We start from the raw sequence: 15447 nt of genomic DNA, 5'->3' as shown, positions 1-15447 counted from the left end.
AGGTGCCCGCCGGTTCCGCGCAGGCCTGGCCCGGTGACCCCAGATGTCTCCGCCGGGGCGGGGCCGGGTGGTCCGGACCGCGGGCCGCCGGAGCCGCTGTCCGTTCCCGTGACCCGCAGGGGTACCGTGCCACCGCGGCCGTGTGCGCCACGGCCGCACCCGCCGGGTGGACCCTTCACCCGGCGGCCAGCACCGCCGCCTGCTCCGCGCAGCCCCAGGCCACGGTGACGCCCGCGCCGCCGTGGCCGTAGTTGTGGACCAGGAACCGGCCGCCGGGAAGTGCGACGCGTTCCAGGCGGACGGCGTCACGGGCGGGACGCAGTCCCACCCGGTGCTCCAGCACGCGGGCACCGGCGATCTCCGGGCGCAGTGCCGCACACCGCCGCACGATCGCCTCGGCCACCAACGGGTCCGGCTCCGCGGACCAGACGTCCTTCTCCGCAGTACCGCCCAGCACCAGCCGCCCCGGCTGCGGGAAGAAGTACGCCATCGCACCATCCGCCCCCGTGGAGACCATCCAGGTACGGATCCCCGGATTTTCCACGACGACCAGCTGCCCCCGTACCGGCCGCACCGACGGATCCGGCACCAGCTCCCGAGCCGCCAGCCCGGTGCAGTTGACCACGACCGGCGCGTCCGCCGCCCCCAGGTCCGCGACCGTGCGCTCTTCGACCACACCCCCCGCCGCCAGCAACCGCTCCCGCAGATACGGCAGATGAGCCGACATGTCGATGAGCGGCAGCCGGGCCCGCACCCCCGACCCGGCGGGATACTCCGCGGCCGTAGCCGGACGCAGCCCCGGCAGCCGCGCGGCGGCCCACGCGCCGACCTCGTCCAGCGGGGTCTCGCCCAGTACCCCTTCGACCATCCGTACGCCGGTGGTGTCCGGCCGCTCCGCCAGTTCCCCGTACACCTCCAGCGACCGCAGCGCCCACGCGCGCGCCGACACCACCGGCTCGATCCGGTACGGCCACCACAACGCTCCCGCGACAGCCGAGGTGGTCCGCTCCACCGGGTCCCGTGCCCACAGCCGTACCCGTACACCGCGCTCGGCGAGGACCACGGCCGTGGTCAGGCCGATGACACCACCGCCGATCACCAGGACATCGCCGTCCAGTTCGGTATCCATCGGCCGGACGTTAGCGGAATGCGTCATCCTGTGCTCGGGTCCGCCCCGCGGGGGGAATGCTCACGGCATGTCCGCCGAGTACACGACCTTCCACCGGGTCTTCGTCGCCTTCGTCGTCGGCGGACGCCCGCTGCTCCTCCGCCTCTCCGGCCTGGACGCCGTCTCCCCGCTCGTCTCCGACATCCCGCCCGCCGCGCCTTCACCACCGCCGGCGTCGACGTGCCCTGCGTCGACGGCCTCGCGCCGATCGTCGCGCCGCTCGTGGCCCGGACCGAGCAGGCCCCGGACGGCAGCCCGCCCGAGCGGCGCCGCCTGACGGATCTCACCGCCGCCCTCCCCGACGCCGCGGAGCTCGAGGTCACCTCGTCCTGCCGGGTGCGGCTCACCGCCCACCGGGTCGACCGCCTCTCCCGCGCGCGTCCCGCTGGACGCCAAGGCGGTGAAGGGCGAGGCGTACGTCGTGGCGCGCACCGGAGGGACCGTGCCGGCGACGGCCGTGGAGAGGTGAGGACCCCGGCCCGTCCCCGCGCACGCGGCCATTAGGATCGGCGGTCTGATGACTGCCACTCTCGTCGCCAAGAACCTCGCCGCCGGGCACGGCGACCGCTCCCTGTTCACCGGTCTCGACCTGGTCGTCGCCCCCGGCGACGTGATCGGCCTGGTCGGCGCCAACGGCGCGGGCAAGTCCACGCTGCTGCGTCTGCTCGCCGGACTCGCCGCACCGGAACAGGGCGAGCTGCGCCTCTCCCCGCCGACCGCGACCGTCGGAGACCTCCCGCAGGAGCCGGAGCGCCGGCCCGGCGAGACCGTGCGGGAGTTCCTGGCCCGCCGTACCGGTGTCGCCGAGGCCCAGCGTGCGATGGACGAGGCCACCCAGGCACTGGTCGACGGCGCGCCGGGCGCGGACGACGCCTACGCCACCGGTCTGGAGCGCTGGCTGTCCCTGGGCGGCGCCGACCTCGACGAGCGCGCCGAGGAGGCCGCCGCCTCCCTCGGTCTCACCGTCGGCCTGGACCAGCCGATGACCGCGCTGTCCGGCGGCCAGGCGGCCCGCGCGGGCCTCGCCTCCCTGCTCCTCTCCCGCTACGACGTCTTCCTCCTCGACGAGCCGACCAACGACCTCGACCTGGACGGCCTGGAGCGCCTCGAACGCTTCGTGAACGGGCTGCGCGCCGGTACGGTCGTCGTCAGCCACGACCGCGAGTTCCTCACCCGCACCGTCACCAAGGTCCTCGAACTCGACCTCGCGCAGCGGCAGATCAACCTCTACGGCGGTGGCTACGAGGCCTATCTGGACGAGCGGGAGGTGGCCCGCCGGCACGCCCGGGACGAGTACGAGGAGTACGCCGACAAGCGGGCCGCGCTCCAGGACCGGGCGCAGACGCAGCGCGCCTGGATGGACAAGGGCGTCAAGAACGCCCGCCGGAAGGCCGGCAACGACAACGACAAGATCGGCCGCAAGTTCCGCAGTGAGGCCAGCGAGAAGCAGGCCGCCAAGGCACGTCAGACACAGCGCATGATCGAGCGCCTGGACGTGGTGGACGAGCCGCGCAAGGAGTGGGACCTGCGCATGGAGATCGCGTCGGCCGCCCGTTCGGGCGCGGTCGTCGCCACCCTCCGGGACGCCGAGGTACGCCGTGGGGGCTTCACCCTCGGTCCGGTCTCCCTGCAGATCGACTGGGCCGACCGGGTGGCCGTCACGGGGGCGAACGGCGCGGGCAAGTCCACCCTGCTCGGCGCCCTGCTGGGCCGGGTGCCGCTAAGCGCCGGGCACGCCGCCCTGGGCTCGGGCGTCCTGCTCGGCGAGGTCGACCAGGCCCGCGCGCTCTTCCACGGCCCGGAGCCCCTGCTCGACGCGTTCCGCCCGGCGGCACCGGACCTGGAACCGGCCGACATCCGCACGCTGCTGGCCAAGTTCGGCCTCAAGGCGGACCACGTCAGACGGCCCGCGGCCACCCTTTCCCCGGGCGAACGCACCCGGGCTGCCCTGGCCCTCCTCCAGGGCAGAGGCGTCAACCTCCTCGTCCTCGACGAGCCGACCAACCACCTGGACCTGCCGGCCATCGAACAGCTCGAGTCGGCCCTGAACACCTACGAGGGCACCCTCCTGCTGATCACCCACGACCGCCGCATGCTCGACGCGGTCCACGTGACCCGTCGCCTGGAGGTCGCCGACGGCAAGGTGACCGAACGCTGACGCCCCTCCGGCGCAGCCGGCCTGCCGTCCGGGACACGGGATCCGGCACGCCGTTCGCGAGGCCGCCCCGCCTTGCACCGAGCGTGTGAGGCGGTATGCGGCACCCTGATCGGCGGCTACGGCAACGGGATCGGCCAGGCGCGCGTCGCCCTCGACGGCGGCCGGCACGCCGTCGACGACAGCGACAACCGCCCACGCCGCGGAGCCCACACAGCGGAAGACGCAGGACGAACCGGGCGTGGTCCAGGCGGTGCGGGCGGGCCGGGTCACGTCGCCGGGGAACATGGGCCCGTCTCCGCCGCCACGGCGGGAGACGGGCCCGGGAGGAAAACTCAGCGCCTGCCGCTCTTCGGGTCGGCGAGCCCGGCCCGGCGCAGGGCGTCGGCCATCGCGCTGTTCGCCGGCGCGGACGCCTGACGCGAACCCCCACCGCCCCCGCCCCCGCGGCCCTGGCGCTGCTGCGGCGGACGCCCGCCGCGCTGCCGGCGCTCACCGCCGGGCGCCTGGCCCTGGGGCGCCGCCTCGTCGTCCAGCCGCAGCGTCAGTGAGATCCGCTTCCGTGGGATGTCCACATCAAGCACCTTCACCTTGACGATGTCCCCCGGCTTCACCATGTCCCGCGGATCCTTCACGAACGTCTTCGACATCGCGGAGACGTGCACCAGCCCGTCCTGGTGGACGCCGATGTCCACGAACGCCCCGAACGCGGCGACGTTCGTGACCACACCCTCCAGCACCATCCCTGAGGACAGGTCGGAGATCTTCTCGACCCCGTCCTTGAAGACGGCCGTCTTGAAGGCCGGCCGCGGGTCGCGCCCCGGCTTCTCCAGCTCCCTCAGGATGTCGCTCACCGTCGGCAGACCGAACGTCTCGTCCACGAACTCCTGCGGCCTCAGCGACCGCAGGACCGACGTGTTGCCGATCAGCGCGCCGACCTCCGCACCGGACGTCTTCACCATGCGCCGCACGACCGGGTAGGCCTCCGGGTGCACGCTGGAGGCGTCCAGCGGGTCGTCGCCGCCGCGGATCCGCAGGAAGCCCGCGCACTGCTCGTACGCCTTCGGGCCGAGCCGCGCCACCTTTTTCAGTTCACCGCGCGAACGGAACGGCCCGTTGGAGTCCCGGTGCGCCACGATGTTCTCGGCGAGTCCGGAGGTGATGCCGGAGACCCGGGCCAGCAGCGGCGCCGACGCGGTGTTGACGTCCACCCCCACGCCGTTCACACAGTCCTCCACCACCGCGTCCAGCGAACGCGACAGCTTCACCTCGGACAGGTCGTGCTGGTACTGGCCGACGCCGATCGACTTCGGGTCGATCTTCACCAGCTCGGCCAGCGGGTCCTGGAGCCGGCGCGCGATCGACACCGCGCCGCGCAGCGACACGTCCATGTCCGGAAGCTCCTGCGAGGCGAAGGCGGAGGCCGAGTACACGGAGGCGCCCGCCTCGGACACCATCACCTTCGTCAGCTTCAGCTCGGGGTGCCTGGCGATGAGTTCACCGGCGAGCTTGTCCGTCTCACGGGACGCCGTGCCGTTGCCGATCGCGACCAGCTCGACCGCGTGCTCCTTCGCCAGCCGGGCCAGCTTGGCGACGGCCTCGTCCCACCGGTTCGCCGGGACATGCGGATGGACCACGTCCGTGGCCACGACCTTGCCGGTCGCGTCGACCACGGCGACCTTCACACCCGTACGGAAGCCGGGGTCGAGGCCCAGCGTCGCGCGCGTGCCCGCCGGGGCGGCGAGGAGCAGGTCGCGCAGGTTGGCCGCGAAGACCCGCACCGCCTCGTCCTCGGCGGCGGTGCGCAGCCGCAGCCTCAGGTCGATGCCGAGGTGGACCAGGATGCGGGTGCGCCAGGCCCAGCGGACCGTGTCGCCCAGCCACTTGTCACCGGGACGCCCGCGGTCGGCGATCCGGAACCGGTTCGCGACGATCCCCTCGTACGACGACGGCCCGTCCGCGGGCTCCTCCGGCTCCAGGACGAGGTCGAGGACCTCCTCCTTCTCGCCGCGCAGCATGGCCAGGATCCGGTGCGAGGGCAGCTCGGTGAACGGCTGGGCGAAGTCGAAGTAGTCGGAGAACTTCGCGCCCGCCTCCTCCTTGCCCTCGCGCACCTTCGCGGCCAGCCGCCCGCGTACCCACATCCGCTCGCGCAGCTCGCCGATCAGGTCGGCGTCCTCCGAGAACCGCTCGGTGAGGATCGCCCGGGCGCCGTCCAGCGCCGCCTGCGGATCGGCGACGCCCTTGCCGGCGTCCACGAAGGCGGCGGCCGCGGCGAGGGGCTCGACCCCCGGGTCACGGAGCAGCCCCTCCGCCAGCGGCTCGAGCCCCGCCTCGCGCGCGATCTGTGCCTTGGTGCGCCGCTTGGGCTTGTACGGCAGGTAGATGTCCTCCAGGCGCGCCTTGGTCTCCGCGCCCCGGATCCGGGCCTGGAGCTCGTCGGTCAGCTTGCCCTGCTCGCGCACCGACTCCAGGATCGCCGCACGGCGCTCCTCCAGCTCCCGCAGATAGCGCAGCCGCTCCTCAAGCGTGCGCAGCTGCGCGTCGTCGAGCATCTCGGTCGCTTCCTTGCGGTAGCGGGCGATGAAGGGCACCGTCGAACCGCCGTCGAGCAGTTCGACGGCGGCTCTGACCTGCCGCTCCCGTACGCCGAGCTCCTCGGCGATCCTGCCTTCGATGGACCCTGCGAGGGGTGTCGTCACGTTCCCGTACCGCCTTCTCCACTGAGGTTGCGCGGCAATTGTGGCAGGTGACGCCGACAATCGGGGATCAGGGCGCCGACGCGCCGGGAGACGGCACGGGCGGCGTCAGACGCGACGGCCACGGGTGGTGGACGAGGCCCCGCCGAAGAGCCGGGCGAGGGCCCGGAACGGCAGTGTCACCACGGTGGCGACGGCGCCGCCGATCTGGCGCAGAACGTCTGCGATGGCACGGAACACGTCTCTCCCCTTTCGTTCCCCGGCCTGTCCGGCCGGACGTACTGCGGGTACCTCGTCAACGCTTCAACATGCATGGCAGGAAAGGTGGGGAGCTCGTCATTGCGGCCATCACCAGCAGCGCCAAGAATCGACCGCATGGCGCAGCGAACCGTTCTCGTCGTCCTCTTCGACGAGGTGCAGAGCCTCGATGTCACCGGACCCGTGGAGGTCTTCGCGGGTGCCGAGAAGCACACCCCCGGGACATACCGGCTGTGCACCGCCTCCTTCGACGGCGCTCCCGTGCGGACGACCAGCGGTCTGACCGTCGTACCGGACCGGGCGCTGGACGACGCGCCGGAGCCGCACACCCTGCTCGTGCCAGGCGGGCAGGGCACCCGCCGGTCCGACCCGCGGCTGACCGACTGGCTGCGCCGGCACGGACCGCGTGCCGAGCGGCTGGTCTCCGTCTGCACGGGAGCCGCCCTGCTCGCCGCAGCCGGCCTGTTGGACGGCCGCCGCGCCACCACCCACTGGGCCTACGGCGATCGGCTCGCCCGGGACCACCCGGCCGTCGAGGTCGACCCCGATCCCATCTACATCCGTGACGGCCACGTCGCCACGTCCGCCGGCGTCACCTCGGGCATCGACCTCGCGCTCGCCCTGGTCGAGGAGGACATCGGCCGGGAGGCCGCCCTCACCGTCGCCCGGCATCTGGTGGTGTTTCTGCGCCGGCCCGGCAACCAGGCCCAGTTCAGTGTGCAGCTCGCCGCTCAGACCGCGCGGCGCGAGCCGCTGCGCGAGGTCCAGAGGTGGATCAGTGAGCACCCCGGCGCCGATCTGACCGTCGGGGCGCTCGCGGCCCGCGCCGCCCTCTCACCCCGTCACTTCGCCCGCGCCTTCCGCCTCGAGACCGGCACGACGCCGGGCCGCTACGTCGACCGGGTACGGCTCGAACACGCCCGGCGGCTGCTGGAGGACACCGGCGACGGTGTCGAGGAGGTCTCACGGGCCAGTGGTTACGGCACTCCCGAGGCCATGCGGCGCGCCTTCGTCCGGACCCTCGGAGCATCCCCCGCGGAGTACCGCCGCCGCTTCCGGCCCGCTCCCTCACCCATCTGAAAGGTCCCCGATGCAGATCGCCATCGTCCTCTTCGACCGCTTCACCGCTCTGGACGCGGTGGGCCCGTACGAGACGCTCGGCCGGCTCCCCGACGCGGAGACCGTCTTCGTCGCCGAGCGGACCGGGCCCGTGCGCAACGAGTCCGGGTCGCTCGCGGTCACCGCCGACAGGAGCCTGGCCGAGGTGCCCCGCCCGGACATTGTCGTGGTTCCCGGTGGTCCCGGACAGTCCCCCCAGATGGAGAACGAGACCCTGCTGGACTGGCTGCGTACCGCCGACAGGTCCAGCGCCTGGACGACGTCCGTGTGCACCGGTTCCCTGCTGCTGGGCGCGGCCGGGCTGCTTCGGGGCCGCCGGGCCACCTCCCACTGGCTGGCTCTCGACCAACTGAAGCGGTTCGGCGCCGAGCCGACCGGGGAGCGCGTGGTGAGCGACGGCAAGTACGTCACCGCGGCCGGAGTCTCCTCGGGCATCGACATGGGGCTCACGCTGCTCGGCCGGATCGCCGGCGACGAGCACGCCCAGGCCGTCCAGCTGCTCACCGAGTACGACCCGCAGCCGCCCTACGACGCCGGCTCCCCTCAGAAGGCGCCCGCGCACCTCGTGGAGGAGTTCCGGGCGCGGAGCCGGTTCATCCTGACGTAGACACGTTCCAGGTGAAGTGCGGCTTCCGGCGCTCCAGGAACGCGGCGACGCCCTCCGCGGTGTCGCCGCTCTCCCGCGCCCGCTCGTTCCAGTGCGCGTCACGGTCGGTGCGGCCGTTCGCGAACTCCTTGGCGGCGGCCTGCGTCAGCTGCGAGCGGGACGCGAGCGTCCGGGTGAACTCCGCGACCCGCTTGTCCAGTTCCCCCTCGGGCAGCACCTCGTCCACCAGACCCGTACCCAAGGCCCGCAGGCTGTCGATCAACTCGCCGGAGAACAGCAGGTACTTGGCGGTCGCCGGACCCACCAGTGACACCAGCCGCCGGGTGGCGGAGGACGGATAGACGATGCCGAGCTTCGCCGGTGTGACTCCGAACCGCGCACCCTCCTCGGCGAACCGCAGATCGCAGGCCGCCGCCAGCTGGGCCCCACCGCCCACACAGTGTCCGCGGACCGCGGCCACGGTCGGTTTGGGGAAGGCGGCGAGCGCCTCCTCCGCCGCCTCGGCCAGCCGTTGGGCCGTCGACGGCGACTCCCGGAGCGCGGAGATGTCCGCCCCGGCGCAGAACGTGCCGCCCTCGCCTGTGAGCACCAGCACCCGTACGTCGGGGTCGGCCGCCAGTGTTTCCAGCAGGGGCGGCAGGGAACCCCACATCGCGGCCGTCATGGCGTTGCGCTTCGCCGGGTTGCGGATCACGACCGTGGCGACCGATTCGGTGACGCTGTGCAGCAGCTCGGGCTCCCTCATGCGCCGGATGCTATCCGTCCCGTCCGGCGCGCTGACCGTCAGGAGCACGCACGGCGTTACGACCGGCGTGCGCGGGGGACTGGAGAAGGGGACGACAGCCAGGAGGCACCATGGCCAGGACAGTGAAGCCCCAGGGGGAGGCCGCGAAACTGAGCCGCGGCTTCAGCTGGCTCGCCGTACTCGGAGTGATCCTGGTCGTCGCCGGGCTGGTCGGCCTGGTGTACACGGGCGTGGCCACCCTGACCTCGATGCTGCTGTTCGGCTGGCTGCTGCTGATCGGCGGTGTGATCGGGCTGCTGCACGCCGTCCAGGCACGGCACACCAACTTCTTCTGGCTCGGCGTGGTCGTCGCGGCCCTGAACATGGCGGCCGGTGTGGTGATCCTGAAGACACCGGAGGCGGCGGCCGAGGCGCTGACCATGTTCGCCGCGCTGCTCTTCCTCACCGGTGGGCTGTTCCGGCTGGCCGGCAGCCTGGTGGTGCGCGGGCCGCAGTTCGGCTGGACACTGGTCCAGGGCGCTTTCGGCCTGCTGCTCGGCATCCTGGTGCTGGCCACCTGGCCGAGCAGCAGCCAGTACGTCATCGGAACGTTCTTCTCCCTCTCCCTGCTCTTCGACGGGCTCGGCCTGATCGCCACCGGCTACGGAGGGCGCCGGATCGTCGGCATGGTCTCCGACCGGCTGGCCGGTGAGGAGGCGGGACGGACGCGGGAAGAGCAGGCGGCCAAACCCGTACAACCCGAATAGTTTCGCCGAGACGGCACAAGGTGGACGGAAACGGTCCCGCAATCGACCGTGTCATACGCCAACGGTCGGAATCGCTCGATACTCGCTGACTTCTGTTCAGTGTCGAGGTGTGGAGCCGATCGGTATCACCATTCGTCGTGTGGTGACAATCGAGCGTGAGGGTGGCGATCCGCTGCCGTACGAAGGTGTCTGGCGGTTCACTGCCCCGGCCGTGGACGTCTCGGTCCCGCAGGCCCGCCACGCCGTGCGTGACCTGCTGATGCGGCAAGGGGTGCCGGTCGCCGACGACGTGGTGCAGGGGCTGCTGCTGATCGTCTCGGAGCTGGTCACCAACGTCGTGCGGCACGCGGCGCTGCTGTCCCCGACGCTCGCCGTCGAGGTCGCCGTGGGCGCCGAGTGGGTCCGGGTGTCCGTGGAGGACAACCACCCCTACCGCCCCACCGCCCTGGAGACCGACCACGCACGCACCGGTGGCCGCGGACTGCTCCTGGTCCGTGAGATCGCTCGTGAGGCCGGCGGGGCGTGCGAGGTCGATCACATCGCGACCGGCGGCAAGGTGATCTGGGCCGCCCTGCCGCTCAAGCCCACACGGATCCTCTAGCCGGTCACCAGCCGGCCGACGGTCCGGTCAGTTCCCGGACAGCCGGCCGGGCCGCGTCCAGGACCGTCATGAACCAGGCCGAGAACGTGTCCTCGGCGTGCCGCTCCGCCAGCTCGGCCGGCGTCGCGAAGGCCGTGGACGCCACCTCCTTCGGGTCCGGCCGCAGCGGCGACTGCACCATGCCGATGAAGAGGTGGTTGTACTCCTGCTCCACCAGACCCGAGGTCGGGTCGGGGTGGTTGTAACGGACCGTGCCGGCCTCGGCGAGCAGCGAGGGCGACACCCCCAGCTCCTCGAAGGTCCGCCGGGCCGCCGCGGCGAACGGTGCCTCACCGGGGTAGGGATGACCGCAGCAGGTGTTGGACCACACGCCGGGGGAGTGGTACTTGCCCAGCGCCCGCCGCTGGAGCAGCAGCCGTCCGCGCTCGTCGAACAGGAACACCGAGAACGCCCGGTGCAGCTGCCCCGGCGGCTGGTGGGCGGCGAGCTTCTCCGCGGTACCGATCGTCACGCCGTCCTCGTCGACCAGTTCCAGCAGGATCGGCTCGGCGGTGCCGTTCGACGGGCTGTTCGTCGCGGTGGCAGGTGTGATCGGCATACCCATCCTTCACTCGGTCTTCGCGCCCCAAGTCTGCCGCACGAATCCGGCACTCCCGGCACTTCCGGTCCCCGCCCGCATGTCCCCCGGCGGCGCCGGGAGCGGCCGGAGCCGGCCCGGGACGGACCCGGACCCGCAGGTGATCGTGCCCGTGGCGTCCGGCCGGGAACCGTCGCCCGTAAGGGGGCTGTGGACGAGGGGACGCCGGCAGGGGGCGGAGGGCTGCCTTCCGCGGCGCATTGGTGCACCGGGGTGCTTTCGGCCGCCTCAGTGGCAAAGGCGCGCCTCGTGCTCGGCGTGCCCGACGGGCTCCAGCTGGAAGGTGCAGTGCTCCACGTCGAAGTGGTCGCCCAGACAGCTCTGCAACTCGTGCAGCATCTTCTCGTGCCCGATGGCGTTGAGGACCTCGGTGCTGACGACCACGTGCACGGAGAGGACGGGCATTCCGGAGGTGATCGTCCAGGCGTGCAGATCGTGGACGTCCTCCACGCCGTCGGTGGCGAGGATGTGCGCCCGCACCCTGGCCATGTCGACGCCCTTGGGCGCCGCCTCCAGGAGGACGTCCAGGGTCTCGCGCAGCAGCTTCCAGGTCCGGGGCACGATCATCAGCGCGATCACCAGGGAGGCGATCGGGTCCGCGGCCGTCCAGCCGGTGGTCAGGATGACCAGCGCGGACAGGATCACCGCCACCGAGCCGAGCGCGTCCGCCGCCACCTCCAGGAAGGCGCCGCGCACGTTCAGGCTCTCCTTCTGCCCGCGCATCAGCAGCGACAGCGACACCATGTTGGCGACCAGACCGATGGCGCCGAACACCATGGTCAGGCCGCCCTGGGTGCCGGCCGGGGTGACGAACCGCTCGATCGCCTCGTACAGCACATAGCCGCCGACGCCGATCAGCAGCAGACAGTTGGCCAGGGCCGCGAGGATCTCCGCGCGGGCGAGCCCGAAGGTGCGGCGCTCGCTCGGCGGGCGGTTCGCGACATGGATGGCCAGCAGGGCCATGCCGAGCCCCAGTGCGTCCGTCGCCATGTGGGCCGCGTCCGCCACCAGCGCGAGCGAGTCGGCCAGCAACCCGCCGACGATCTCCACCACCATGACACCGAGCGTGATCACCAGCGCCGCCCGCAGTCTGCCGCGGTACGCCGCACTCGCCGTACCGCCGGCAGGCACGCCGTGCGCGTGTCCGTGATCGTGCCCAGCCCCCATGAGTGCCGCCGCCCTTCCGTGAAACCCGTCCGACGGGATCAGTGAACTACGGGCGGGGGGTATGGGGCAACGCGGCACTGAACACCGTTGTCATGTGCCCTGACCTGCGGAAATGATCCGCAGGTCAGGGCTGCCCCCGTCGGCCTGCCGCAGCGGCGTGGTGGAGCTGCCAGCCCTGCCAGGCCGAGTCGACCATCTCGCGCACCGAACGGCGGGCGGTCCAGCCCAGTTGCTCGCTCGCGCGGGCGGACGAGGCCACCGCGCGGGGAGCGTCGCCGGGGCGGCGGGGCTCGACGAGCGGGGCCCGGGTGTCGCCGGTGACCTCGCCGACGGTCGTGATCAGCTCGCGCACCGAGACGCCCTCACCACGGCCGACGTTCAGCGTCAGGTCTCCGGCCCGGTCACCGTCCGACAGCCGGCGGGCCGCCGCCAGGTGTGCCTCCGCCAGATCGGCCACGTGGATGTAGTCACGGACGCACGTGCCGTCCGGCGTCGGGTAGTCGTCGCCGAAGATGCGCGGGGCCTCGTCGCGGGTGAGCCGGTCGAAGACCATCGGCACGATGTTGAAGACGCCTGTGTCGGCCAGCTCGGGCGCGGCCGCGCCCGCGACGTTGAAGTAGCGCAGGCACACCGTGGACATGCCGTGTGCCTGCCCGGCCGCCCGCACCAGCCACTCCCCGGCGAGCTTGGTCTCGCCGTAGGGGTTCACCGGGGCGCAGGGCGTGTCCTCCGTGATGAGATCCACGCGGGGGTCGCCGTACACGGCCGCGGACGAGGAGAAGACGAAGCGCCGGACCCCGGCTTCCGCGACGGCCTCGAGAAGCGTCGCGAGACCGCCCACGTTCTCCCGGTAGTACCGGGCCGGCTGTGCCACGGACTCGGCGACCTGCTTGCGCGCCGCGAGGTGCAGCACACCCGTGACCCCGTATTCCGCGAACACCCGCTTCAGCAGCTCGTCGTCCAGCGAGGAGCCCCTGACCAGCGGGACGCCGGCGGGAAGCCGCCCCGCAACACCGGCCGAGAGGTCGTCCAGGGCGACGACGCTCTCCCCGGCACCCGTCATGGCCCGCACCACATGTGCCCCGATGTAACCGGCTCCGCCGGTGATCAGCCACGTCATGGTCGCCCACCTTATGCCGAGCCCCGACCGGTGCGCGCCGCGCCGGCCGGGTGCGCGGCGCTGTCCCGGATCATCACCGAAGTCCGTTTCCGGAGGGCGCGGTTTGTGGGCCGGGCCCCGCATCCCCGATGATGATCGCGGCAGGGACGCGGGCGAACCGCGTGGATCCCGTCGCCGAACGGGCGGTGAACGCGGGCTTCCGGGTATCCGATAACCTCTGCCGACATGCCGCCCGGAGGCCCTCCGCACGGGCGCCTCACCATGTACATGACCGGCGTGGACGCGTCGGCACCCAGGGAGTGAGATTCGGTTGTCGACCGCCATCGTCACCGGCCAGCCGGTCCCCGGTTCGTCACTCGAGGGCGACCTGCGCTCCCTCGGGTTCGACGTACGGATCGCGTCCGGCACCACCGAGGCCGAGACCCTGCTCGCCGGGGTGCCCGCGGGACAGCGGGTCGCCGTGGTCGACGCCCGCTTCGTGGGTCATGTGCACGCGCTGCGCCTCGGTCTCACCGACCCTCGCTTCCCGATCTCCGCGATCCCCGGTGCCGTCACCGCCCAGCAGACCGGCCGCCAGGCCCTGACCCGTGCGATGGCCCGCGAAAACTCGGCCGGCGGGACGGCGGGCAGCGGCACCACCCTCGTCGAGGGCCTCGCCGACCGCGTCGTCACCGCGCTCGGTGACGACGCCGCTGTGCACCGGCCCGAGCTGGGCAGCCTGGTCGCCACCGTCCCCGCCGACCCCCAGGCCCGCAACGAGGCCCGGCAGGCCGTCGCCGCCGTCGACGACGAGGCCATACGCCTGAAGTCCGCGGTCAAGGCCCGCGACGGGTTCTTCACCACCCACTTCATCAGTCCCTACTCCCGGTACATCGCCCGCTGGTGCGCCCGCCGCGGACTGACCCCCAACCAGGTCACCACCGCCTCGCTGCTCACCGCGCTGATAGCCGCCGCCTGCGCCGCCACCGGCACCCGCCCCGGCTTCGTCGCCGCCGGCGTGCTGCTCATCGCCTCGTTCGTGCTGGACTGCACCGACGGCCAGCTCGCCCGCTACTCGCTGCGGTACTCCACCCTCGGCGCCTGGCTCGACGCCACCTTCGACCGCGCCAAGGAGTACGCGTACTACGCCGGACTGGCCCTCGGCGCGGCCCGCGGCGGCGACGACGTATGGGCCCTGGCCCTCGGCGCGATGGTCCTGCAGACCTGCCGGCACGTGGTCGACTTCTCGTTCAACGAGGCCAACCACGACGCCACCGCGCTCGGTACATTGTCGCTGGCCAGCCCCACCGCGGCACTCTCCGACAAGCTCGACAGCGTCGGCTGGACGGTCTGGGCGCGCCGCATGATCGTCCTGCCGATCGGTGAACGCTGGGCGATGATCGCCGTCCTCACGGCCGTCACCACGCCCCGGATCACCTTCTACGTGTTGCTCGTCGGCTGCGCGTTCGCCGCGACCTACACCACGGCGGGCCGCGTGCTGCGCTCGCTGACCCGCAGGGCCCGCCGCACCGACCGGGCGGCGCAGGCGCTCGCCGACCTCGCCGACTCCGGCCCCCTCGCCCAGGCCCTGAGCGGCCCCCTGGCCGGGCCCGCGCGTCGGCTCCCCGGCTTCGCCACCCCCGCCGTCGCCCTGCTCGGTGGTCTCGCGGTCGTCGCCACGGCGGCGCTCACCGGCTTCGGCGGCACCTGGGTGATCCTCGCCGCCTGCGTCTACGTCCTGACCTCCGCCCTCGCCGTCGTCCGCCCCCTCAAGGGCGCCCTCGACTGGCTCGTGCCCCCGTTCTTCCGCGCCGCCGAGTACGCCACCGTCCTGGCCCTCGCGGCCAGTGCGGACGTGAACGGAGCACTGCCGGCGGCCTACGGGCTGGTGGCCGCGGTCGCCTACCATCACTACGACACGGTCTACCGCATCCGCGGCAACGCGGGCGCGCCCCCGCACTGGCTGGTGCGGGCGATCGGCGGACACGAGGGCCGCACCCTGGTGGTCGCCGTGCTGGCGGCCGTGCTCACCGCCTCCCAGTTCACCGTCGCGCTCACGGTTCTCGCCGTGGCCGTGGCCCTGCTGGTGCTCGTCGAGAGCATCCGCTTCTGGGCGTCCGCAGGGGCGCCCGCCGTACACGACGAAGGAGAACCCGCATGATCGGCCTCGTGCTTGCGGCCGGCGCCGGACGCCGTCTGCGCCCCTACACCGACACCCTGCCCAAGGCACTGGTGCCGGTGGGGCCCGCGGGCATAGAGGGCGAGCCGACGGTCCTGGACCTGACCCTCGCCAACTTCGCCGAGATCGGGCTGACCGAGGTCGGGGTCATCGTCGGCTACCGCAAGGAGGCCGTCTACGAGCGCAAGGCGGCCCTGGAGCAGAAGTACGGCGTCAGGCTCACGCTCATCGACAACGACAAGGCCGAGGAGTGGAACAACGCCTACT

Annotated in this window: 15 protein-coding genes; 7 read left to right on the top strand and 8 right to left on the bottom strand. The window is 72.5% G+C overall.

From position 1 onward, the window contains the following. Positions 1–175 precede the first annotated feature (175 nt). Positions 176–1129 carry an FAD-dependent oxidoreductase gene (locus ACZ5C2_RS31705; protein ID WP_468799094.1) on the bottom strand — a complete coding sequence of 318 codons (954 nt, stop codon included), beginning with the start codon at positions 1127–1129 and terminating at the stop codon, positions 176–178. Between the two features lie 60 nt (positions 1130–1189). After that, a complete protein-coding gene (locus ACZ5C2_RS31700) occupies positions 1190–1600 on the bottom strand; it encodes a hypothetical protein (RefSeq protein WP_468799092.1) in 411 nt (136 codons plus the stop codon). Between the two features lie 85 nt (positions 1601–1685). On the opposite strand from ACZ5C2_RS31700, the gene ACZ5C2_RS31695 reads away from it, so the two are divergent. Beyond that, positions 1686–3326 (top strand): ABC-F family ATP-binding cassette domain-containing protein, encoded by a 1641-nt coding sequence (locus tag ACZ5C2_RS31695; protein WP_468799090.1) that lies wholly within the window; start codon positions 1686–1688, stop codon positions 3324–3326. A gap of 332 nt (positions 3327–3658) precedes the next feature. On the opposite strand, the gene ACZ5C2_RS31690 is transcribed toward ACZ5C2_RS31695, so the two are convergent. Both ACZ5C2_RS31690 and ACZ5C2_RS31685 read right to left on the bottom strand, forming a co-directional pair. Next, complete coding sequence (locus tag ACZ5C2_RS31690; RefSeq protein WP_468799088.1) at positions 3659–6025, bottom strand: Tex family protein; 2367 nt, start codon at positions 6023–6025, stop codon at positions 3659–3661. A gap of 105 nt (positions 6026–6130) precedes the next feature. Further along, a complete protein-coding gene (locus ACZ5C2_RS31685) occupies positions 6131–6262 on the bottom strand; it encodes an LPFR motif small protein (RefSeq protein WP_385927844.1) in 132 nt (43 codons plus the stop codon). 135 nt (positions 6263–6397) lie between these two features. Between ACZ5C2_RS31685 and ACZ5C2_RS31680 the strand changes: the two genes are divergently transcribed. Then, a complete protein-coding gene (locus ACZ5C2_RS31680) occupies positions 6398–7360 on the top strand; it encodes a GlxA family transcriptional regulator (RefSeq protein WP_468799086.1) in 963 nt (320 codons plus the stop codon). Between the two features lie 10 nt (positions 7361–7370). Further along, a complete protein-coding gene (locus ACZ5C2_RS31675) occupies positions 7371–8006 on the top strand; it encodes a DJ-1/PfpI family protein (RefSeq protein WP_468799084.1) in 636 nt (211 codons plus the stop codon). Here ACZ5C2_RS31675 and ACZ5C2_RS31670 read toward each other — a convergent pair. Next, positions 7993–8751, bottom strand: a complete 759-nt coding sequence (locus ACZ5C2_RS31670) for an enoyl-CoA hydratase/isomerase family protein (RefSeq protein WP_468799082.1) — start codon at positions 8749–8751, stop codon at positions 7993–7995. The two genes, ACZ5C2_RS31675 and ACZ5C2_RS31670, sit on opposite strands and share 14 nt — an antisense overlap. Positions 8752–8861: 110 nt before the next feature. On the opposite strand from ACZ5C2_RS31670, the gene ACZ5C2_RS31665 reads away from it, so the two are divergent. Further along, positions 8862–9497: an HdeD family acid-resistance protein gene (locus tag ACZ5C2_RS31665; protein WP_468799080.1), complete on the top strand. Its 636-nt coding sequence runs from the start codon at positions 8862–8864 to the stop codon at positions 9495–9497. A 139-nt stretch (positions 9498–9636) separates the two neighbouring features. Beyond that, entirely contained in the window at positions 9637–10098 is a 462-nt protein-coding gene (locus ACZ5C2_RS31660; protein WP_468799078.1) for an ATP-binding protein, read from the top strand. A gap of 4 nt (positions 10099–10102) precedes the next feature. Here the strand turns inward: ACZ5C2_RS31660 and idi are convergent, their stop codons facing one another. The 3 genes from idi to galE form a co-directional block, all read right to left on the bottom strand. Further along, positions 10103–10696, bottom strand: coding sequence for an isopentenyl-diphosphate Delta-isomerase (idi, locus tag ACZ5C2_RS31655; protein WP_468799076.1), 594 nt, complete (start codon positions 10694–10696; stop codon positions 10103–10105). Positions 10697–10963: 267 nt separating this feature from the next. Continuing rightward, positions 10964–11902, bottom strand: a complete 939-nt coding sequence (locus ACZ5C2_RS31650; protein WP_468799074.1) for a cation diffusion facilitator family transporter — start codon at positions 11900–11902, stop codon at positions 10964–10966. Between the two features lie 124 nt (positions 11903–12026). Continuing rightward, positions 12027–13022 (bottom strand): UDP-glucose 4-epimerase GalE, encoded by a 996-nt coding sequence (gene galE / locus ACZ5C2_RS31645; RefSeq protein ID WP_468799072.1) that lies wholly within the window; start codon positions 13020–13022, stop codon positions 12027–12029. Positions 13023–13332: 310 nt separating this feature from the next. Here galE and ACZ5C2_RS31640 point away from each other — a divergent pair, with 310 nt between their 5' ends. Further along, a complete protein-coding gene (locus ACZ5C2_RS31640; RefSeq protein WP_468799070.1) occupies positions 13333–15162 on the top strand; it encodes a DUF5941 domain-containing protein in 1830 nt (609 codons plus the stop codon). Continuing rightward, on the top strand, positions 15159–15447 hold a 289-nt coding region (locus ACZ5C2_RS31635), incomplete at its 3' end, for a sugar phosphate nucleotidyltransferase (protein ID WP_468799068.1). The genes ACZ5C2_RS31640 and ACZ5C2_RS31635, both read left to right, overlap by 4 nt.

This window comes from Streptomyces sp. NPDC031365, assembly GCF_055569765.1.
The sequence above is the reverse complement of the archived record's forward strand: the minus strand, read 5'-3'. Positions and strand labels throughout refer to the sequence as shown.